15 protein-coding genes are annotated in these 21778 nt (G+C 42.0%); 9 read left to right on the forward strand and 6 right to left on the reverse strand.

What is annotated here, in order from left to right:
* The first annotated feature begins 3 nt into the window (after window positions 1-3).
* The 8 genes from E0409_RS03705 (at window position 4) to E0409_RS03740 (ending at window position 6606) form a co-directional block, all read left to right on the forward strand.
* The gene (locus E0409_RS03705; protein WP_131287762.1) at window positions 4-1845 is read left to right on the forward strand and encodes a monovalent cation:proton antiporter-2 (CPA2) family protein; all 1842 of its coding nucleotides are present in this window, start codon (window positions 4-6) and stop codon (window positions 1843-1845) included.
* Between the two features lie 50 nt (window positions 1846-1895).
* On the forward strand, window positions 1896-2771 hold the full coding sequence (gene hslO / locus E0409_RS03710; protein ID WP_131287765.1) for an Hsp33 family molecular chaperone HslO: 876 nt from the start codon (window positions 1896-1898) through the stop codon (window positions 2769-2771).
* 214 nt (window positions 2772-2985) lie between these two features.
* Window positions 2986-3441, forward strand: a complete 456-nt coding sequence (locus E0409_RS03715) for a DUF2147 domain-containing protein (RefSeq protein ID WP_252151767.1) — start codon at window positions 2986-2988, stop codon at window positions 3439-3441.
* A 223-nt stretch (window positions 3442-3664) separates the two neighbouring features.
* Window positions 3665-4126 carry a DUF2147 domain-containing protein gene (locus tag E0409_RS03720; RefSeq protein ID WP_131287768.1) on the forward strand — a complete coding sequence of 154 codons (462 nt, stop codon included), beginning with the start codon at window positions 3665-3667 and terminating at the stop codon, window positions 4124-4126.
* A 186-nt stretch (window positions 4127-4312) separates the two neighbouring features.
* Window positions 4313-4780: a DUF2147 domain-containing protein gene (locus E0409_RS03725; RefSeq protein WP_131287771.1), complete on the forward strand. Its 468-nt coding sequence runs from the start codon at window positions 4313-4315 to the stop codon at window positions 4778-4780.
* A gap of 144 nt (window positions 4781-4924) precedes the next feature.
* Window positions 4925-5893, forward strand: coding sequence for a DnaJ C-terminal domain-containing protein (locus E0409_RS03730; RefSeq protein WP_131287774.1), 969 nt, complete (start codon window positions 4925-4927; stop codon window positions 5891-5893).
* Window positions 5894-5903: 10 nt separating this feature from the next.
* On the forward strand, window positions 5904-6242 hold the full coding sequence (locus tag E0409_RS03735; protein ID WP_131287777.1) for a chaperone modulator CbpM: 339 nt from the start codon (window positions 5904-5906) through the stop codon (window positions 6240-6242).
* 97 nt (window positions 6243-6339) lie between these two features.
* Complete coding sequence (locus E0409_RS03740) at window positions 6340-6606, forward strand: HP1242/YdcH family protein (protein ID WP_131287780.1); 267 nt, start codon at window positions 6340-6342, stop codon at window positions 6604-6606.
* Between the two features lie 127 nt (window positions 6607-6733).
* Here E0409_RS03740 and E0409_RS03745 read toward each other — a convergent pair whose 3' ends face one another.
* From E0409_RS03745 to E0409_RS03770, 6 genes are all read right to left on the reverse strand, one after another.
* Window positions 6734-7969 carry a magnesium transporter CorA family protein gene (locus E0409_RS03745; RefSeq protein ID WP_131287783.1) on the reverse strand — a complete coding sequence of 412 codons (1236 nt, stop codon included), beginning with the start codon at window positions 7967-7969 and terminating at the stop codon, window positions 6734-6736.
* A 256-nt stretch (window positions 7970-8225) separates the two neighbouring features.
* Window positions 8226-10313, reverse strand: coding sequence for a polyribonucleotide nucleotidyltransferase (gene pnp, locus E0409_RS03750; protein ID WP_171458782.1), 2088 nt, complete (start codon window positions 10311-10313; stop codon window positions 8226-8228).
* Window positions 10314-10566: 253 nt separating this feature from the next.
* Window positions 10567-10836, reverse strand: coding sequence for a 30S ribosomal protein S15 (gene rpsO, locus E0409_RS03755; protein WP_131287789.1), 270 nt, complete (start codon window positions 10834-10836; stop codon window positions 10567-10569).
* Window positions 10837-11840: 1004 nt separating this feature from the next.
* Window positions 11841-13595, reverse strand: coding sequence for an exodeoxyribonuclease V subunit alpha (gene recD, locus E0409_RS03760; RefSeq protein WP_131287792.1), 1755 nt, complete (start codon window positions 13593-13595; stop codon window positions 11841-11843).
* Window positions 13596-13658: 63 nt separating this feature from the next.
* A complete protein-coding gene (locus E0409_RS03765; protein WP_131287795.1) occupies window positions 13659-17369 on the reverse strand; it encodes a UvrD-helicase domain-containing protein in 3711 nt (1236 codons plus the stop codon).
* A 6-nt stretch (window positions 17370-17375) separates the two neighbouring features.
* Window positions 17376-21068 (reverse strand): exodeoxyribonuclease V subunit gamma, encoded by a 3693-nt coding sequence (locus E0409_RS03770; RefSeq protein ID WP_131287798.1) that lies wholly within the window; start codon window positions 21066-21068, stop codon window positions 17376-17378.
* 181 nt (window positions 21069-21249) lie between these two features.
* Here E0409_RS03770 and E0409_RS03775 point away from each other — a divergent pair, with 181 nt between their 5' ends.
* Entirely contained in the window at window positions 21250-21756 is a 507-nt protein-coding gene (locus tag E0409_RS03775) for a hypothetical protein (protein ID WP_131287917.1), read from the forward strand.
* Window positions 21757-21778: the final 22 nt, after the last annotated feature.

Below are 21778 nucleotides of genomic sequence, written 5' to 3' on the forward strand. Positions count from 1 at the left end.
CTGATGTCGCTACTGTTACAAATTACGATTTTCCTTGGTGCTTCCCTACTCTTGGTGCCACTGGCCAAGCGCTTTGGAATTGCCACCGTGCTCGGCTATTTGTTTACAGGAATTTTACTCGGTCCCAGCGCATTAAATCTGGCCAGTGACCCTGAATCAATTCAAGAACTGGCTGAATTTGGTGTTATTTTGTTGATGTTCATTATTGGTCTGGAGCTACGTCCACAACGCTTGTGGGAGATGCGCAAATCGATCTTTTTAATGGGCAGCTTACAGGTCGGCATTACCGGCGTTATTCTGGCCATCCTTGTCTTTTTTACCTTAAACCAAAGCCTCTCTGCAAGTTTTGTGATTGGAACTGCCTTGGCTTTATCCTCTACAGCCTTTGTCCTGCAACTGCTTTCTGAAAAACAACAACTCAACACTACCTTTGGGCAGCAATCTTTTTCGATCTTATTGTTTCAGGATATTGCCGCTATTCCGCTATTAGCGATTATTCCGCTACTCGCTGGTACTGAATCGACCCATCATGGCGTTGCCTATTTTGCAGCGATTATTGCAACCTTTAGCGGTTTGTTCCTGTTTAGCCGCTATATGATGCGTCCATTTTTCCGCTTTGTGGCAAAAAGTGGTGCACATGAACTGATTACTGCAGTCGGTTTGTTTATTGTTTTGGGCGTGGTTGCGCTCATGGATGTGCTCGGGATCAGTACGACTTTAGGGGCATTCTTAACTGGCGTTCTACTCGCCGACTCTGAATTCCGTCATGAACTTGAAGCCAGTATTGCACCCTTTAAAGGGTTGTTACTGGGTCTGTTCTTTATGACGGTTGGCATGACCACACAATTGTCTCTCTTGGTCGATATGCCTTGGCTGATTATTGGCGGTGCACTCATTTTAATGCTGGTCAAAAGCCTGACTCTCACTGCAATCGCCCGTTATTTAAAATATTCATGGCGCAACAGCTTGCTGCTTGCCACCTGCTTGGCTCAAGGCGGTGAATTCGCCTTTGTGGTGCTCAAAGTCGCTAGTAGTGAAAAAGTATTAACCCAGGCCATTCTTGAGCCTTTAACATTGATTGTTACACTTTCCATGGTGCTGACCCCGATGCTGTACTGGCTGATTAGCAGCTGGATTATTCCATTGATTGATAAAGAAAAGGCTCCTGTTTATGATGAAATCCCCAATATCCATAACCCGATGATTATTGCTGGATTTGGGCGTTTTGGACAGATCATCGCCCGTATCGCCCATTTACAGCATCAATCCTTTACCGCAATTGACAGCAATCTGGAAAAAGTCGATTTCGTACGAAAGTATGGCGGTACGGTATACTATGGTGATGCTACACAACCGGATATCTTGCGTTCTGCAGGTGTTGAACACGCCAAAGTTTTTGTTCTGGCGATTGATGACATCGAAGACTCGATGAATGTCGCACGTCATATTCGCTTAAACTATCCGAATCTGAAACTTTTGGTTCGTGCACGAGATCGCCATCATGTGCATTTACTGCGTGATTTAGGGGTAGAACATATCTGGCGTGAAACCTATTTATCATCACTGGGTATGGCCTATCGTGCCTTACGTGAATTGGATATCAGTGAAGAAGATGCTTATAAAAGCATTGAATTGTTTCGTGATTACGATGAAAAATTATTGATTCAGCAACAACGGGTCTATACCGATGAACAAAAGATTTATGAAACTCATCGTAATGCATTGGCAGAGCTGGAACACTTATTTGAAAGTGATGCTCAAATTCGTCAAGAACCGACTGGCGTCAATTTACAACGCGGCTTAGAACATCAGCGTATTGATGTCACAAGAGATGATAGTAACTAGCTTGTGTTTTACAATGTAGACACCATTAACACGGGCTATTGGAGAAATTTATGTCTGAATTACGTCAACGCTTTTATATTGAAAATTGCCCGATTCGTGGTGAAGTGGTGCATCTTGAAAGTGTTTTACAAACTATTCTTGCCCAACGTGACTATCCGCAAGCCATTCAAGTACTCTTAGGTGAAATGCTCAGTGCTACAGCCCTACTTGCAAGCACCCTTAAAATTAAAGGACGTATTAGCCTGCAAATTCAGGCAGCAGGTACCTTCAAATGGGCCATGGCGGAATGCAACCATTTAGGTGAATTACGTGCTTCAGCAGATTACGAAGAAGACCCGCGCTTCTTTCAAGCAGAAGACAGCAGCACGGTTTTCAGAGCGCTGGTCAGTCCCGTACTGTTTATTAATATTGAACCTGAATTTGGTGAACGCTATCAGGGCATCGTTCCAATTGAACATGACACCTTAGCTGGTTGTTTGATGCAGTATTATGATTTATCTGCACAAATTCCAACTAAAATCCGCTTGGCCAGTACTGCAGAACGTTCTGGCGGTTTACTGATTCAATTGTTACCGCGTATTAATGAAGAAGAGCAGCAACTTGTCGATGACGATCTCTGGCCACGCCTGACCATGTTGACTGACACCTTAAAGCCAGAAGAGTTAACTGAGCTTGAAGCCACAGAAATTCTCTATCGTTTGTACAATGAAGAAGATGTTCGCTTGCCAGAAGTCGAGCAATTAAGCTTTGGTTGTACCTGTTCTAAAGACCGTTGTGCCAATGCATTGATTCAAATTGGTGTTGAAGCGGTACGTGAAACCTTGGAGTTTCAAAATCCGATTACCATGGATTGCCAGTTCTGCAGCACCCGATACAGCTTTACAGCCGAAGAAGCCTTTGGATTATTTGGTAAACATCTGAGTTAATTCAACTCAAGTCGGTAAAAAGAGTAGCCATATGGCTGCTCTTTTTTAATGCTAAATTTAACTTTCCTCCTGTCTGTTTCCTGATTTAGATGCAAGTTTGTGACTTGTAATCTGGTTGTTTTTCAGTAAAATTCCATACCGAAATAAAGCAAATAATGTCAATAAAGCTTTTATTTCTAATACATAAAAATAAATTAATGAGTGGAATATTTACATGAACACAAAAATAATTTTGAGTGGATTAGTACTTATTGCCAGTAGCATGATTCACGCAGAAACACCTGACTTAGCCGGCACATGGAAAACCATTGACGACAAAACAGGATATGCTCGTGCAGACGTTTTAATCACCAAACAAAAAAATGGAATTTACCTTGGAAAAATTATCAAAGTTCATGCCATTCCAAACCGCACTGCTATTGATCATTGTGAAAAATGTAAAGGCGCATTAAAAAATGCACCGCTAATCGGTCTTCCTATCTTTTCAGGCTTTAAGCAGAACCCTAAAAATAAAGATGAATTTATTGACGGTCATGTTCTAGATCCGCTTTCAGGTCATGTCTACCAGGGCAAAGGACGCCTTAATGTACGCGGAAATGTGCTTACACTACGCGGATTTATTGGGACAAGCCTGTTAGGTCGAACAGTGTCATGGATTAGGACTGAATAAAAATTATCTTCAGTCATCACAGGTTTTTATATCAAAACTTGTGATTTTATCTAGCCCATTTCTTAATTCATTTTTACGAGCTTATTCACATAATAACGTTATTAATTTTTACTTATTTAACTGGTAATAACCGCTTAAATTCGTTATAAATAAAACCATAATTTTTTTATGCCTTTATTGTGTTAGGTATTTTTCTCTCATTTTACTTGGGGTTAAACGGTTTATGAACTCAAAATTACGTACTTCTCTTTTTCTGTTGTTGACTGGAACAATCAGCTTTTCTAGCTTTGCTTCTACCGATCCTTTAATTGGCAAATGGAAAACCATTGATGACAGAACGGGCTACTCATTATCGGATGTGATTATTCAAAAAGATAAGAATAATCATTATTCCGCTACAATTATCGATGTTCGCGCTGTACCCGGTGCTTATCAAAATACAGTTTGCGAAAAATGTATCGGTGCCAATAAAAATAAACCCCTGATTGGTATGACCATGCTTTCAGGTTTAACCCTGCATCCTGATAAGAATAATGAATTTATTGACGGTACTTTTTTAGATCCTGTTACAGGACAGCAATACCCTGCTCGTGCACGACTGGGCAATCATGGAAAACATTTGATTATTCGCGGATCTAAAGATGGTTCCGCTATCGGTCGAAATATTACCTGGGTCAAAAATTAATCCTCTAAAAGCCCGGTTCGGGGCTTTTTTTAATATCAATTAATCTAAAAAAATAAAGCAACAAACATAATTCATTGTTTCTGTGAGACATTTGGCTTTTATTTGTTTGATTTTTCAAGTAATTATCGCTATAAATTAGGTGTTTTACTCTAAAACTATAAACATTTCATTTTAAGGGGGAGATTAATGAAGAAGTTATATAAAGGTATTTTCGCAGGGATAATTTTGGCAACACTTTCTTCATTAAGTTTTGCTGAAAGCGGAAATGATCCTTTAGTCGGCAAATGGAAAACCATTGATGACCGTACTGGTTATTCACGTGCCGATGTTGAAATTAGCAAAAAACCCGATGGTACTTATGAAGGTATTATTGTCGCGACCCGCAACGTTCCGGGATCGGAAAAAATGGGGATCTGTTCCAGTTGCCCAGGCAACTTAAAAAACAAACCCTTCCTCGGTTTACCTTTTATCTGGGGTTTTAAACAAAATCCGGATAACCCGCGTGAATTTAATCATGGTCGAGTACTGGATCCTATTGGCGGTAAAGTCTACAAAGGTAAGGCACGTCTAAGTGCAAGTGGCAGGCATTTAAATCTTCGTGGTTATGTGGGAGTTTCAGTAATTGGACGCAGTGTAACCTGGATTAAATATTGATCTTATTCAAGATTTCTAAAGGCTCCTAAACAGGAGTCTTTTTTTTGTCATAACTTGAAACAATAAGGTACATATCTACACTATTTCAGTTTTATGAAAGGCATAATAATGATTAAAACATAACCAACTCCAGCTTAAGATTTTATGTCTAAAAGTCATTATGAAGTTCTTGGCATTAATCGTAATGCCACACCCGATCAAATAAAGAAAGCCTATCGAAAATTGGCTCGAAAATATCATCCGGACGTAAGCAAGGAAGCGGATGCAGAAGAAAAAATGCAAGCAATCAACGTTGCTTATGACACTTTAAGCAATGAAGAGAAAAAAGCCGAATATGATTTTCAGCTTGATCATCCTGAAGCTTTTTATCAATCTGGGGCACAGACAGGTACAGGCGGTTTTGATAATAGCCGCTTCTACCGCCAAGGATTTGAGCAACAGGGTCATTCAGACTTTAGTGGCTTTGAAGATCTTTTCGGACGTTTCGGTTCTGGCTTTGGTGGAGGGAATTATCAATATCAAAAGCAACAAAGACAGCAGCAGCGCAGTTATCAAGGTGAAGACCAACACGCCAGTATCGAAGTCGATGTGGCGATTGCATACCACGGATCAACCCAACAGATCACCTTGCAAATTCCGACTTTAAATGCATTTGGTGAAGCTGAAGTTCAGCGCAAAACATTACAGGTAAAAATCCCGAAAGGGATGAAAGAAGGTCAGCACATCCGCCTTGCAGGACAAGGTCAAACGGGAGTCAATGGCGGAAAAAATGGCGATCTTTATATTGAAATTCACTATAAAGACACCGACAAAATTCGAGTTGAAGGCGCAGATATTTACTACACCATCAATGTCGCACCATGGGAAGCAGCATTAGGACAAAGTATTGAAACTTCAACGCCTGAAGGGACGAAAGTTCAGGTGAATCTGCCTAAAAATGCCAAGACAGGTCAGCAACTTCGGCTAAAAGGCAAAGGGATACCCAGCAAAACACCAGGTCATTTATTCCTGGTTTTAAATATCGTGTATCCAGCTGCGCAAACTGAACATGAACAGCAGGCTTATCAAGCTTTTGCGAAAGCTTTTTCAGCATTTAAGCCTCGCAATGCCTAAGGAGAGAATCATGACCACTATTCATTATCGTGAAATTATATGTGATGGGTTTAATCATGCGGAAGTCATTGATGAGCATCATAGTTTTGATTTAAAGCATTTTGCTGATGCCTGTGGACAAAGTCCTGAATGGGTTTTACAACTTCTTGAATACGATATTTTAGACACCCGCCCAGAAGAACGTATTCACCAGTTCTTTGGTGATGATGTTTCTCGTGCACGTCGTGCTTACCGTTTACAACGCGACTTTGATGCCAGTCTTTCTGCGGTGGCGATGATGTTGGATTTAATCGACGAAGTACAACAATTACGCAAGCAAGTTAAACACATGAATGTAAAAGACTCTTGATTGAGCCTTTAAAACTGAATCGTACTGTTCTATAGGGACAAGTATGTAGGTGTTATTTTTATCTTAAAAACCCATTTTGTGAGAATAATCTAGGCCTATGAAAACCAAAGAATGTAATAAAAAAGTGAAAAAGATGTTTCCTGAACATCAGGAACTGATCCATAAACTACGTCATGATGACCCTCATTTTGCCAAGATATTTGAGAGTCATCAGGAGCTGGATAAAGAAATCGCTCAACTTGAACTCAATCCGGTCAATCTGATCAATGATGATATTGAGTCAATGAAGCGCAAAAAACTAAAAATAAAAGATGAGATTTATAAAATACTGACGCGAACTGCTCAAGTGGTTAATCTTTCTTAACTTTTAACCTTAATAAGAAAAGACAGATTATTCCACTTATCTGAGTTTAAGTTAAGCGCAACCTATATCTGGTTGCGCTTAAAAACAAGATTGCTTTTTATAAAAGCGATTTATAGAAAGCAAACCCCTATTTTAACTTGGTCAGTTTTTCGACTTCTTTCATGGTTTCTTTAACCGATTGCTTAATCGGCTCATAATCCAGGAACCAGAATAGATTCACACGCTGGTCTTTATGTTGTTGGGCGAGTAAATCAATCACGCTCTTTTCCCCTCGCCCAACCAAATGTCTGCGATAAAAATAATAGACCAGCAACACAGTGGTGATGAGCATGACAATCAACATACTCCAAAATCCGGTGGGTGATTTCAAACCTGGAATAAACTCAAAGTTCATCCCATACACGCCAGTCAATAAAGTGAGCGGTGCAAAAATGGCGGTAATAATCGCCAAGATACGCATATTTTCATTGGTTTGATTGGCGATGGCTGAAAAATGCAAGTCGATTGCAGCTTGAATTGAAGCACGAAGACGAATGGTATGTTTTTGAATTCTTTCCACATGACTGACTAAATCATTCATACGGACCAGCATGATATCCTGTCGTTCAAACTTCTTCTTGCCTTTTAAATGCGGGTAATTATCGACAATTTCGTCACGCAGTTCTTGTAAAGCATCAATTTGTTCTTCGCAAAGATTTTCCACTTGTTGAAAAGACATGCTTTCTTGCAACAACTGATTCCACTTGGTAAACCGGCGATGCCCTTGCAACAGTTCCTGCTGCCAAAACTCAACTCGTCGGGTCAGCGGCATACGCAAATCTAGATAGCCATCCACCATACTGTTTAGCAAGCGCAAAGATAAATCGAGTGGTGTAAGAGGAAGTTTTCGTGACTTATTTTGTTCTTGTGTAGAACGGATAAAATTGGTTTCAATACGGGAAATATAATTTTCTATCGCTTTATTACCTTGCTCACGCACCGTAATCAGCACTTGATGCGTCATGATAAAACTAATCGGTGTGGTGGCTAAACCAAACATGTTTTCATGTAGTTCAAGCGCCTGCTCACCCGTTTCTATTTCATCATCTGGGGTAATGAGTTTACGAAAAATAAGTAAATCATAGTCATCCATGGTATCAAATGCGCAAGGATGCTCTAAATTCAGAATATCTCTGACATGAAATTCGTTTAAGCACACAGGTGTATGCTGATATATTTCTTTTTGCCATGCCTCCGCACGAGTGACCACATCCCCCCGAGTACAATCGATCCAGATAAATTCAGGTTCGGCTTCAGCATTGAGCTCTTTTTGTATAAAAATATGATGTTCTGTCGGATGTTGGTAGAAATAATAAACCTGCATTAAAACAATTCTCTATTCACAATTTTGCTTTTTTGTTGTTACTCGACAGAAACCTGAGCAACCCAATCTATCGGTCTTAAAATTATGAGCTGCGCTAAAAACTTAAGCAATCAAATAACACCTTATTTCCAAATCTCAATCCAAGTTAAATCCCAAAAAAAAGCCCTGAGCAAGCCAAAGTGATGACTTTGACGAAGCTCAAGGCTTTTCATAGATTTTCATTCACATGAGTTAGCCCATGTGAATATTCAAGACATTAAACTTGTTCGATGTCTTTCATCGTCAATTTAATACGACCACGGTTATCAACGTCAGCAACTTGTACTTTAATTTCCTGACCTTCTGTCAATACGTCTGCAACATTGGCAATACGTTCGTTAGAAATTTGAGAAATATGAAGTAGGCCGTCAGTACCTGGCATGATGTTTACAAACGCACCGAATTCAACGATACGGATGACTTTACCCGTATAAATTGTACCTGGTTCGATTTCAGCAGTAAGCGCCTGGATTTTAGCAACCGCAGCAGCCGCAGCTGCTTTAGTTTCACCAAATACGCGAACTGTACCGTTATCTTCGATATCAATTGCCGCTTTAGTTTCTTCAGTAATTGCACGAATAGTCGCGCCGCCTTTACCGATTACATCACGGATTTTGTCCGGGTTGATGTTGATCACCTGGAATGTAGGCGCATGCATAGAAATTTCAGGACGAGCGCGTGAAATCACTTGATTCATTGCGTTCAGGATGTGCATACGACCCGCATAAGCCTGGTTCAATGCAGCTTCCATGATTTCTTCAGTGATACCTTCGATCTTGATATCCATTTGAAGCGCAGTAATACCGTTTGCAGAACCGGCTACTTTAAAGTCCATGTCACCTAAGTGATCTTCATCACCCAAGATGTCAGAAAGAACTGCAAAACGCTCGCCTTCTTTCACTAGACCCATTGCAATACCCGCAACTGGTGCTTTCAATGGAACACCTGCATCCATAAGTGATAATGAAGCACCACATACAGAAGCCATTGAAGATGAACCGTTAGATTCAGTGATGTCAGATACGATACGGATTACATACGGGAAGCGGTCAGCTGGTGGAAGCACGGCTTGAACACCACGACGCGCCAAACGGCCATGACCGATTTCACGACGTTTAGGACCAGATTCACGACCCGTTTCACCTACAGAGTATGCAGGGAAGTTGTAGTGCAACATGAAGTTGTCAGTTTTAGTACCAGACAAAGTATCAACCATCAATGCATCACGTGTGTTACCCAAAGTTGTAGTAACCAATGCTTGAGTTTCACCACGTGTGAATAATGCTGAACCGTGTGCACGGTCAAGAACGCCAACTTGTACGTCTAAGCCACGAACAGTTTTCGTGTCACGGCCATCAATACGTGGTTTACCAGACAAGATGTTGTCACGAACAGTACGGTATTTAAGATCTTCGAATAATTCGTTCACTTCGTCAGCAATACCCGTTTCGTCATTTTCTGGAACGAATTGAGCAATGGCTTCAGCATAAAGTGCATCAAGCGCCGCATAACGGTCTTGTTTAACTGCAATGGTGTATGCTTCAGAGATTTTCGCTTCGAATGCTTCTTTTAATTGAGCAAGAAGCGCTTCATTTTTAACTGGAGCAGTCCAAGTAGATTCAACCGCGCCTGCAGCAGCAGCAAATTCTTTAATCGCCTGGATCGCGATTTGCATTTCGTCATGACCGAAAAGTACAGCACCCAGCATTTGGTCTTCTGAAAGTTCTTTCGCTTCAGATTCAACCATAAGCACTGCAGATTCAGTACCCGCAACAACAAGATCAAGATCAGATTCTTTCAATTGTTCGTAGTTCGGGTTAAGAATATATTCGCCGTTGATTAAACCAACACGCGCACCCGCGATTGGACCACGGAACGGAGTACCTGCAATTGACATTGCAGCTGAAGTACCGAGCATTGCAGCAATGTCAGCATCCATGGTTTTATCAGAAGAAATAACAGTTGCTGTTACCTGGATTTCGTTGAAGTAACCTTCTGGGAACAACGGACGAATTGGACGGTCGATTAAGCGTGAAATTAAAGTTTCAGCTTCAGACGCACGGCCTTCACGTTTACCATAGCCACCTGGGATACGACCGGCAGCATATTGTTTTTCTTGATAGTTAACAGTAAGTGGGAAGAAGTCCTGACCTGCTTTTGCTTTTGGTTGAGCAACAACAGCAACAAGTACAGTTACACCGCCCATAGTGATTACAACTGTGTTTGCTTGACGTGCAACACGACCAGTTTCTAGTACAACCTGGTGTTGACCGAACTGGAATTCTTTACGAATAATATTAAACATCGACATGTATTTTTGTTTCCTGATTTTATTCTAGTGGAGACCCCTAAGGTTTGGCATTCACATTACTCAGCTGTAAGTATAAATGACAAAGCTTAGAAGCCGACCTCACCAGATTGTCAAAACACTAATTTAAGACACAAAGAAGGAGCGAAACAATCGCCCCTTCCCAATACCTGGCCGAAGCCAGGTAGACTTTCTTTTTCAGTCTGACAGCATTCAAAATGCAATAGTCCGAAAAATAAGTTTAATCGAATTAACGACGTAAACCTAAAGCAGTGATCAAAGCGCCGTAACGAGTAGTGTCTTTACCTTTAAGGTAGTCAAGAAGCTTACGACGTTGGTTAACCATACGGATAAGACCGCGACGGCTATGGTGGTCGTGTTTGTGTTCTTTAAAGTGACCTTGCAAATCATTGATTTGTGCAGTCAACAAAGCTACTTGTACTTCAGGTGAACCAGTGTCGTTTTCAGCGCGAGCATATTTAGCAACGATCTCTGCGCGATCTGCATTTGTTAAAGCCATTCGATTTCTCCGAGATGCTTAAAAAATTACATATGATAGGAATCAATTGATCACTCAATTGACTGCCGTGCATCACTACAGCAAGTGCGCTATTTTAAGGGAAAAGTCAGGTGATTGCAAAAATAGAAACATGTTTTCATCTTTTTATTTCAATTCGCTGATCAGCTACAGTTTTTATCTTTCTATCTTTAAATTTAGCTTAGCAATCCAGCAATGAAATCATGCCCTTCACATCCGTTTTTAATTCTTTCTTATATGTTGAGAAGCGCCCTCCTAAGCATTCGCATCCATTGCATACCTCATCATGCCCATACAGGATAAAAAAAAGCCCAAGCTAGGCTTGGGCTTTTTTTGCGCTGTAGTTTCTTATGTTTTAATAATTATTATTTTATTTATAGTAATAATGTTCGCTGTTTCGCGGTTATTATTATAAACAATCCCTGTGTAACTAGTACTTCCCTGTGTGATCGATTTTGCCATAAAGCTTTATGTAAAGAAGTCGCCTTTTGCGTATCTATTTGTAAGCTTTTACGTACATTAATTATTTTTTTATTACCCGATTAATGTGACCCATCTAACAATATTATTAAAATACAACAAGTAATCGTTAATTCAATATCTATCGAATACAAACCCTGACATTCGAACCCACTTTAAAAATAAACCCACTGATATTTTTAGTGTCCATGACAGATTAAGCAAATCATTTTGTGAAAAGTGATATTTTTTACATATAAAAAAGCCCTGTAGTCTCTCCCAAAACTACAAGGCTTAGCGGCTGTAAGTTTCCTCTTTTACTTACTTCACTGTAAGTTCGCTGTCTCTCGACATTATTATTATATTTTATGGCGATTTTACCCAACTTTCCGTATTGAGCTTTTTATGTGCAGCCATCATCTCAAAAACATTCATAAAGCTCTATGCGGCAATTTCTCGAATCGCTGTAAGCAATTTCGTACAAAAGCAAAGTTTATTTATTTATAGTTAATAATTTAGTCAATAGCTTAGAAATTATTAACCTTCTCTAATAACCCGCTTTTTCTCATAGTTTTGACGGTTAAAGATTGTACTAGAGCATCTTGATCTGCCAAAAGACTCACCACCTTTTTGGCACGGGTAATAGCGGTATACAGTAATTCTTTACTTAATAAATCCTTTGCTGTTTCATCTAAAACCACTGCGGTATGGGTAAATTCTGAACCTTGCGATTTATGAATCGTCAGCACAAATGCCGTTTCAATACTTTTCGGCAAGCGGGTAGCGGGTACCCATTTTTCCAAACTTGGGAAATAGACCTCAAACTGCGATTGTCCATCTCGACTGCGTTTAAAACAGATCCCGATATCACCATTCGACAAGCCCAGTTGATAATCGTTATAGGTCATCATCACTGGACGACCTACATACCAATCCCCTTGCTTGCTCATCTGTAGTGATAAAGCATCAAGTAAGCGTTGTTCGATGTGTAGATTCAGCTGGGTCAAACCCAAAGCACCATGTCGAATGGCGGCCAAAATTCGGTAATCATCAAAAACTTTGACCACTTGTGGTACCCAAAGTTCCGGCTCATCGGCAGTTAAATAGCTTTTCAAGACTTCAATATAAGGTTGATACCCCAACATCAGTTTGTCGTAATAGGGGGTTCGATCAAATTGCTTGGACATATGCTGTGGCAGATATTCCAGTTGAATTTGATCCTCCATGTCAGATTGAAGGGATACAGATTTTATTTCACTCGGATGAACCACTTGCTCGGCAAACTTTTCTAACAATGCTGTGCCATTTTGAGTGGGTTGTTGCGCTTGAATAAATTCCGCCATTTGACCAATCAATGCACCCTCTTTAAAACGGCGACTGGTGACCAAATTCACTCGATTCTCGGCTAAAGCGGGGACTAGCTGTAAATCTGCCAGCACTGAACCGACATCGACTGCTGCCAACTGATCCGCATCGCCCAACAAAATTAACCGTGCCTGATCAGGCACCGCAGACAACAACATATTGGCCAAACTGAGATCCAACATCGAGGCTTCATCGACCACAATCACGTCATAAGGCAAAGGTTGTTTGGCATGAAAACGCGGTTGATAGTTAGTTCCCAAACCCAATAATCGGTGAATGGTAATCGGATTGAGCTGTTTTAAATCATCCGTGACCAAATCCTGCAACTTTTCGTCATTCAGCGAGTTTTGCAGTGCCTCTTTCATACGCTGTGCAGCTTTACCCGTCGGTGCTGCCATGGCAATACGGATATTCGGCAGCGCTTGATTCAGCACGGCAATAATACGTGCCAGCGTGTAGGTTTTACCTGTCCCTGGTCCACCGGTAATAATATTCAGCGCTTGCTTTGCCACCATACTTAAGGCTTGAATTTGGTGTTCATCTGTTAATAAATTGGGATAAGCCGAAATATCAACAGCTTCGATATTTTGCTGCTTTAAACGTGCAACTTGCTGAGCCAAAGACTGTTCCAATGCCCAATAGCGATATAAATACAAACGATTGTCTTCATAAACAAAAGGGGCAATCTGCTGCTGAATATTGGATACCGAAACCACTAAATCATTCAGGGTATCGGCTTGCGCTTGAGTTGCAGAAATACAACTATCACCTTGTTGAATCGCTTCCAGAACTTGCTCGATAATGTCGCTGCTATTTTCCTGCTGTGATGCATGACTAAAAGGTTTCTGGCGAATAAACTGACTCCAAGTGCTGATCCATTCAGCGCTTTGACCCTCTTTATATTGTTTATTTTCCACACATTTACCCTCAAGGTTATCCACAGCTTAATTTGTTGTTTAAAATCTACTAATTTCGATAAATCAGGCAATTTTGCTGCTTTTATCTTCAGCAAAGTAGCCCAAAATAGCATCAAGACGCAGGACAAATTCAGCATCCGGTTTCCAGTGATAGAAACCGTGGTCAGCTTGTCCATTCATGCCGCGCAAATACAGATAACTTGCACCACCCAAATGCATTTCAATGTCATAGTTCTGCATTTGAACCGTTAAATAACGATGCAACGCCACCAGATACAGGCCTGCCTGCAACCAGTAACTGGCTTGCGACATACTTTGCCTGATTTCCGTTCCGGCATAATGTGATTGATCGGTGCCTAAAAAGTTACTTTTATAATCGGCAATGTGATATTGCTGACCATCAAAATAAACCAGATCGATTGAACCTGTTAAATAACGTGCAGAATTGGCTTGGTTAAAATCAAGCATGTCTATGCCATATTCTGCGTACAGTTGATGAATACGTTGAATCGCCAGGACATGATCGGACAGAGACAAATAAAAGGGAAATTCAGCCAGATGCTCATGTTCAGTCAGTTGATTCAGCTGAAAATCCTGATGCAAAGGTGTGACTAAAACCTGTTGCAACCATTCACCCATCCAGGTAATCAGCTGTTCTTCATCCTGCTGCTGAAATTCCTGTTCATATTTATTTGATAATTCTAACCATAAACCTGGATAGTCATTTTTAAAACGGCGGCGAATCTCCAAAGGCCAATCCTGTTGATCTTTGAAATCGATATGTTCAAAAATTTCATGCAGGAAAGTCCCTGCCACGGTGCCCATCGGAAAGTTACGCTTGATCCATGACAAGGGTTGGTTCGAAACGGTTTCAACCGGTTCAATCACGTGGATTTCATCTGCCGCACTGAGCATTTGTTCGGTATTGACCGCTAAGGCATCCATCGCTTGTTTACGGCTTAAATGCTGTACCAGTGCACTGAAACTGGTTTTGGAACGTGGGTAAAAACGCTGCGTGGGAAATTCCAAAGCCTGTAATGGTAAGGGTTCCTGCTGTTGTCTGAGCTGTAATTTGATCGGCTTCTCATTCAGCAAAGCTTCATCTGCACTCCCTGGATGAGCAAAAATTTCAGGTGCTTGCCCGCGCCAGAACGCCAAACCATGATTTGATTTACCATCCTGATCCTGCAACATGGCATAGACACGATGACTGGCTCGGGTCAGTGCTACATACCAGAGCCGATGTTGCTCTGCGACTGCACGTGCATTGTGCTGATCAATTGCAGCTTGTTCCAGCAAGTTCTTGTCATTTACCGCAACCACACGCAGCACTTCAACTTTACCTGTCACCGGATGTACATGATCTACGGTGGAAAAGTTCAGGGTTTTGTTCATTTCCTTGGGTGGCTTGTCTGCCCCCAATAAAAAAACAATTTTAAATTCCAGCCCTTTGGACTGGTGAATGGTCATCAGTTGCACCCCTGCCTCATTCGACAGTTTGCGTTCCAGTTCCCACTCCCTTTCCGCCGGAGATTGCAGTTGTTTCAAATACCAGTAATAAAGTTTTTGTGCACCTTGATATTGCTCACTGTGCTGACTGAGTAATTCGGTCAGATGACGTAAATTCACTACCGTGCGTTCATTATCCCGGCTTTGGCTTGCCACCAAGTTTTTCCAAACTTGAAATAAATTCAGACAATATTGCCACGCGGTTAAAAAGCCCTTTTCCAGCCACATTTCACGAATGCAGTCGAAGTCGTAAATAAACTGGCTTAAACCATCTGCCTGAGCTTCAAGTTGAATCAGCTGCTGTAAATTGAAACCCAATAATCGGCTGAGTAAGGCACGCTTGATTTTACCTTCATCATAGGGATGCATGATGGCAGCCAGCACCGCTCCGACATCTTTGGCAACCTGATGATCAAACACGCTACGTTTCGACGGGCGATTGACCCGAATACCCAAGCGCTCTAATTCATATTGGACTTTATCCAGACCATCATGGTTTTTCGATAAAATTGCGATGTCATTTTCAATCAAATATTTCGGGCCAGTTTTTTCTGCCAGATAGAGTTTTTCTTCAATGCCCTGATTGAGTAAATCCCGAATTTTCCACGCGACCTGAATCGGTTCTGCTTTTTTATCACTCAATTGTACCCAGCGTAAGGGTTGGTGATTTTCACCTTGTCTATCAATCAGCGGTGGATGGGGACGAACACCGACTTCAACTGGACTGTAAAACACCTCTTCACCAAAATCCATCTGGCGCTGGAATAAAGCATCGACAGCTTCCACCAGTGCTTTAACTGAACGATGGTTGTGTCGCAAACTGTATTCCTGACCTTGTTTGGACAGTACATCGGCACGAGCCTTGTTATAGGTCAACATGTCGCCACCACGAAAGCCGTAAATCGCCTGTTTCGGGTCACCAACCATGATCATGCAGCCTTGCATATAGCGCTTCTGATCACGCCAGATCCGCGCCAGCATATCGTCCTGATCCTGATTGGTATCCTGAAATTCATCCACCAAAATCAAAGGATAATGTGCCTGTACAAACTTGGCAAAACGCAATCCTTGCTCGCCTTGCAGTGCTTCCGACAAAGTCCGAATTTGCTGGGCAAAGGTGGTCTCACTTTTTTGTTGTAGCACTTGCGGTAAACGCTTTTTCACTTCGCGGCTTAAATAAAATTTCAAATAGGCATCTAGTAAATCCAGATCCATATTCAGTTTAGACAAAGCCTCACAGAAACTTTTCAGCGATTGAATCACCACATGCTGCTCGAACTGATTCAGCACATCTTCGGCACATTTATTCAGGACTTTTTTGGTGGCGAGATCAGTCAGGTTTTTCAGTGTTTTTTCAAAATGCGGTGCAAATAAAGCATAGCTGCGCTGTTCAGCCAAAGCCTGAATAAAAGCCGGCAAATCATCACATAGCGTACGTTGCATCAAGCCATCGCTACGCCATTTTTTACCAATCACCGAGTGATATTGTCCATCAGCCGAATAATATTCGCTCAGGGTGGGAATCAGGCTTAAATCCAGCTGAATAAAGCCATCCACCAGCTGTTCAAACTGGTTTAAATCCAGTTCTGGCGCAGTGACTTCCTGAAACTGTGCTGAAGCGAAATTCAGGGTATTTTCCACCACAGCGACATAAGCGTCCTGCGACTTCAACTTTTGATTGAGCAGTAGATAATTGACCACATTTTGCGGTTGCAACTGAATCCATTCACGTAATACATCATGAATCAGCTGATGGGTATAACTCTTGGCATCATCGGTGATATCGGCACGTTCAATTTTGCCACTTTCAAATGAAAACTCACGCAATAACTTTTGACTGAAACTGTCCAGTGTTCCCACAAACAGTTCATCCAGCTGATCAAGCACCAGTTTTAAACGTTCACGGGCAAAATCCACACGCGTTGCATAATCGGTCAGGACTTTTTGAAATAAGGGATCGGTTTCAGCGGCAATTTTGGCCTGAATTTCAGCATCGGTTAATTTTTGGCAGCTTTCAAAATAACGTAAGGTTTCAACCAGACGCAGTCGAATCCGGTTTTTCAGTTCTGCTGCAGCTTTACGGGTAAAAGTAGTGGCAATCACCTGATTCGGCAGATACTGATTCAGTAAAATCCGCACCATCAAACTGGACAGGGTAAAGGTTTTCCCTGTACCAGCCGAAGCCTCAATCCAGTGCAAACCTTTGAATTGCATATCTACAATCGGATTAAAGGAAATCTTTCTTAAACTTTGAGGATGATTCATTTATTCTTATTCCTCAATCACTTGTTGATGCCAAAACACGGGCTGATAAAGCTGATAGGAAAATTGTGCGCAGGCATCTTCTAATAAAGCGGTGGCATCCTGTTCCTGCAAAATAAACTGCCAGTCACGGTGCATTTTGGTGGCTTCATTATCCGCGACCGAAAAACCGCTGAACTTGCCATCTTCATGCCAGTCTTTATAAATCACCTCCATATCATCTATGCACATCTGGTTCTGTTCATTCGGTTGCCAGTCATGCTGTTTGTCTTTTTCAGCAATTTTAAGCAGCAAGGCCGCAGGCAAAACCAGCGGTTGGCTTTGCCCGTATTTCCAGGCCGCCAGCCAATGATCCAGCCACTCGCGCGCTTTATTCGAAGTGACGCCATGACATAAAATGGTTCGGTCGCTAAACACCACAATCCGCGCCAGTTTTTCTCCACCTTCACCCATGTTCAGATAAGCCAGCCAGAGCAGATATTCCAGCCAGACTTTAGCGCGACGTTTGGCACGTGCACTTGATGCTTCCAGACTGACCCATTTTTCAGCACTATTTTTCGGCAGATTGATGTTCATATAAACATGATCATTCACCTTCCACACTTGCTGCGTGGTCGGCGTGACTTCAGGGGCATATTTCAACAATCGTGCCTTTAAACGTTCTTGCTCCACCACACTCATCTGCCAGCTACTCTGTTGCAGTTTTCCTATCGGTAGCTGATCCATCAATAATTCAGGTTGCGCGGCACCCTCCTGCTTTTGCAAGAACTGGCGCACGGCATAACGTCCCAAACCATCCAGTAACAAAGGTTCTTGTACCACGGGCAAATCTTCAGGATGCAAATTTTCCACGCCTAAGGTTTTTAAATAAAGCCGTGCTGGGAAAGTAACATCCTGAATCCATTGATGACTGTCCAGCACCTGAACATCTTGCTGCAGATTTTGATACGGCGTATTCACCCAGGATGAGCGCTGTCCCGTGGCATGCCGTAGCTGCCCCGCCACACAGAACCATTGATCCTGATAACGCACCGGTCGAGCCGATTCAAATCCCACCGGATCAAAAGGCAATAAAGGATGTACATGATAAAGCGACTGCAGTTGTTCAGGCACCTCCACCCCATTGATCTCCACGGTTGCATCCGCTTCTGTATCGGGCTGCTTGATCTGAACAATAAAGGCCAGATGCTGAATCAGTTCCTGCAACACGGTGGATGGATCACGCACTTCACCATCATTAATATCGAAGCCATTATAAAACAGCCACAGGTTATCCTGCGCCAACAGCAGATTATCTAAAAATGCCCCCTGATCATCTTCCAGGCGGGAACGATCACCCAATTGGGGTTTCAGTAAATCCATCAAATCAAAGGGTAAATGTTGGATTCGATTCGGAAACTTGCCGCTGTCGAGTCCAAGCATCACAATCAATTTATACGGCACAGGACGGATCTGTCCGATTTGGCTAAAAGTAATCTGCCCAGTCGGTTCAGCATGTTCCAGCTGCGCTTCCAAAGTGGTGTTAATTTCCGCCAGCAAATAAGGCAACGGCAAACTTAGACTGCGCAAGGCATGATGATCATGTTCATCATAGAAACTGGCCAGTGTCAGCATTCGTTCCTGTTTTTTAATAATTTTATAAACAGCCGTTAAGGATTCAACACCTGCATCTTCAAACTCGGCAATGTCCTGCATCAGGTATTTTAGCCACTGCTCGACAGGTACTGTTTTACCCTGTTCATGTGCAATCATCCAGTCACGGCGGGCATCAAAATCCTGATAAATCTGAATCAACTTGGCAATCAGTTCAAAGTCGCTTGGCAAGACTTTGGCAAAACTCAGCGTGCCTTGAAACAAGGTATGTTCGGGAATCGCGACGCCTAAAGCCAGACGGTCTAAAGCAAATTTAAAACTAAAACGATAGTCTTCATCACCTGCAGACAAACTGCGTTGTAAATGCTCTGCATCCAGTCCACGTTTAAAGCCGGCATCAATCAGCAATTCAATGATACGTTCAATCGAATTGACTTCTAAAGCGTAGAGCTGCTGGGTGGCACCCAGACTGAGCCAATCAGCAAAATCCTCAATAGTAAAACGCCCTTGAATCAGCTCAATGCGCCCCAGCACCGCTTTCCAGGCATTCAGGGCATCCAGCTGGGTCACGCCGGCAATTTTAATCGGCAAATACACACTGTCTTTGGAGAGTTGATGACTGCTGCCCGTTTTTTGCTGAATCAGATCACGTTCACTGGGTGGTGGCGCAAATACACTACGAATTAGCGGTTCAAGCTCACTCAAACTTGGGCTTAAAACCAAGATGTCACTTGGTCGACGTGGTGCATCTTTAGTGCCTTGCGCTAACCAGTGAATCAGCTGTTCCTTTAAAACTTCAAGCTGACGCAAACTGGAATGACAGACATGAATCTGAATCGAATCATCCTGCTCATCTAAAGCATATTGATGCTGCTCCGGTTCAACCAAATATAAAATATCCGACTGGATTTTACCGAGTAAATTCTGTTTATATTCATCGACAAAGGCATCTGCCCAAACCCCATCTTCACCTGAAGACAAGTTGGACAATAAAGAGAAATGATCACGTGCCTGTTTACCAAAACGGGTCAGTAATGGATGGCGTGACTCACGCTGTTCTGCATTAAAATTTAAGGTAAATTCCTGAAAAAATTTTTCAATATCGGCATCACTGGCTTTCGGGTTTTTGGCAATAAAGCGTTCTTTGACCCGTACGTCATAACGTGCTTTCCAGTTCGGATCGACACTGTCTGCCCAATATTCTTGCGAAGGGTTGTAATGCAGAATATAGATATCGATGTACTGCCCCAAACGGCGTAAAAACTCCAGTTGCATTGGCGGTAAATCGAGTAAAGTGAAAATCACCAATTGTCGCGGCAGTTTTTTTAAGGCCACTTTACGTGTCTCTGGATCATCCAGAATTTCCCAGAACATCGCATCAATACTTTGCATTTGCTCAAAGTCCTGATGAAACACTTCCTGCCATAACCAGCGCTGCCATGCTTCCAGTTCACGTGCCTGATTTAGGGTAAATTCAGAAATTTCAGTATTGGTTTTAAAGAACATATCTTCAATGGAGAGTTCTTTGTTTTGCCCCCAAGCCTGTAACCAGTTGCTTGGACAACTGCACATATTCGGTGGACAATTTTTCTGGCAATACCCGCGATATTCCATGTAATGGCTAAACAGACGTGATACCTGTTCCGCCACCCAATACAGCATACCCTGCTTTTTCAGCTGTTTTTCTACGCCTTGCTCTAAACGGTCAGCACTGTCATAAATCCGTTGCACAATGGAATGTAAAGGATGATCTAAGGCTAAAGGATTTTGTTCGGCCTGAATAAAGGCTTTCAGTGCCTGAAACACGCGCCACTTAATAATAATTCGGGGAATATTGGCTTTACGGACTTGTTCTTTTTGATCGACCAGCACCCATTGATAGGCTGACCACTGAAAACCACGAATACGGTGATGAAACTGGGTATTAGCACTGATGCCTTTTTGTTCTGCCAATTTTTGCGTGAGCCACGTTTCCATAGCATGTGATGGCACAATAAAATGCTGGGTTTGCAGAACCTGAAAAGGCGTATTGGCAGGCTTATTCACGGTCGTCAGCATGGCATGTACCAGTACATCAATACGCTGACTTTGAATCACATGAATTGCCATTAATTACCTACTCCTGTTTTTTCAAAATGAAATATCTACAAAACCACAAAGATTATTTACTATACATCTGCATCTGTCTATGTCACTTTTAGATTTCGGTTCGATTCAAAAATGCTTTGAAATTCGTACTTTAATAATGATTGAATAGAAAAACCAACACCAAGTTCAAGGTATTTACATGATGAAAATAGATAAAATTCCAGACTCAATAGACCCAGCATTAGATTTGGAAGCCATTCGTGCGGAATGCTTAGAACTTGTCAAAAAACGTGCTTACTGTTCTGCAGGTGCTGCAGTCGTACCTGTTCCGTTTCTGGATGTTGTCATCGATGTCGGAATTTTGTCACAACTCATTCCAGAAGTGAATGCACGTTTTGGTTTGGCCCCTGAACAAATCAGCGTCTATGATCCAGAAACAAAACAAGTGCAGTGGAATGAACTGCGTAAACGTGGGGTCGAGTTTTCTGGTTTGGTGGTTGCCCGTACCGCTGTCAAAAAATCCCTCAACAATGTGGCAGCCAAGGTCATCACCAAACAAGTGACTAAATTTATCCCCTTAGGCGGACAAATTGTTGCAGCAAGTTTAGGCTATTTTGTGATGAAAAAAGTCGCTGGAGCCCATGTAGAAGAATGTTACAAAATTGCCAACGACATTCAACAAAAACAAAAAGCACAGGTGGTGAATTAAACCATCTGTGCTAAGTGCTGGA

The sequence above is a fragment of the Acinetobacter sp. ANC 4862 genome (genome assembly GCF_004336635.1).
Classification (GTDB): domain Bacteria; phylum Pseudomonadota; class Gammaproteobacteria; order Pseudomonadales; family Moraxellaceae; genus Acinetobacter.

What these genes read in the sequence shown, in the direction of transcription:
- E0409_RS03735 (WP_131287777.1), top strand. Translation starts at nt 5,904, where the DNA reads ATGACCACTATTCATTATCGTGAAATTATATGTGATGGGTTTAATCAT.
- E0409_RS03715 (WP_252151767.1), top strand. Translation starts at nt 2,986, where the DNA reads ATGAACACAAAAATAATTTTGAGTGGATTAGTACTTATTGCCAGTAGC.
- rpsO (WP_131287789.1), bottom strand. Translation starts at nt 10,836, where the DNA reads ATGGCTTTAACAAATGCAGATCGCGCAGAGATCGTTGCTAAATATGCT.
- E0409_RS03770 (WP_131287798.1), bottom strand. Translation starts at nt 21,068, where the DNA reads ATGGCAATTCATGTGATTCAAAGTCAGCGTATTGATGTACTGGTACAT.
- E0409_RS03705 (WP_131287762.1), top strand. Translation starts at nt 4, where the DNA reads ATGTCGCTACTGTTACAAATTACGATTTTCCTTGGTGCTTCCCTACTC.
- E0409_RS03720 (WP_131287768.1), top strand. Translation starts at nt 3,665, where the DNA reads ATGAACTCAAAATTACGTACTTCTCTTTTTCTGTTGTTGACTGGAACA.
- E0409_RS03775 (WP_131287917.1), top strand. Translation starts at nt 21,250, where the DNA reads ATGAAAATAGATAAAATTCCAGACTCAATAGACCCAGCATTAGATTTG.
- hslO (WP_131287765.1), top strand. Translation starts at nt 1,896, where the DNA reads ATGTCTGAATTACGTCAACGCTTTTATATTGAAAATTGCCCGATTCGT.
- E0409_RS03740 (WP_131287780.1), top strand. Translation starts at nt 6,340, where the DNA reads ATGAAAACCAAAGAATGTAATAAAAAAGTGAAAAAGATGTTTCCTGAA.
- E0409_RS03765 (WP_131287795.1), bottom strand. Translation starts at nt 17,369, where the DNA reads ATGAATCATCCTCAAAGTTTAAGAAAGATTTCCTTTAATCCGATTGTA.
- pnp (WP_171458782.1), bottom strand. Translation starts at nt 10,313, where the DNA reads ATGTTTAATATTATTCGTAAAGAATTCCAGTTCGGTCAACACCAGGTT.
- E0409_RS03730 (WP_131287774.1), top strand. Translation starts at nt 4,925, where the DNA reads ATGTCTAAAAGTCATTATGAAGTTCTTGGCATTAATCGTAATGCCACA.
- E0409_RS03745 (WP_131287783.1), bottom strand. Translation starts at nt 7,969, where the DNA reads ATGCAGGTTTATTATTTCTACCAACATCCGACAGAACATCATATTTTT.
- E0409_RS03725 (WP_131287771.1), top strand. Translation starts at nt 4,313, where the DNA reads ATGAAGAAGTTATATAAAGGTATTTTCGCAGGGATAATTTTGGCAACA.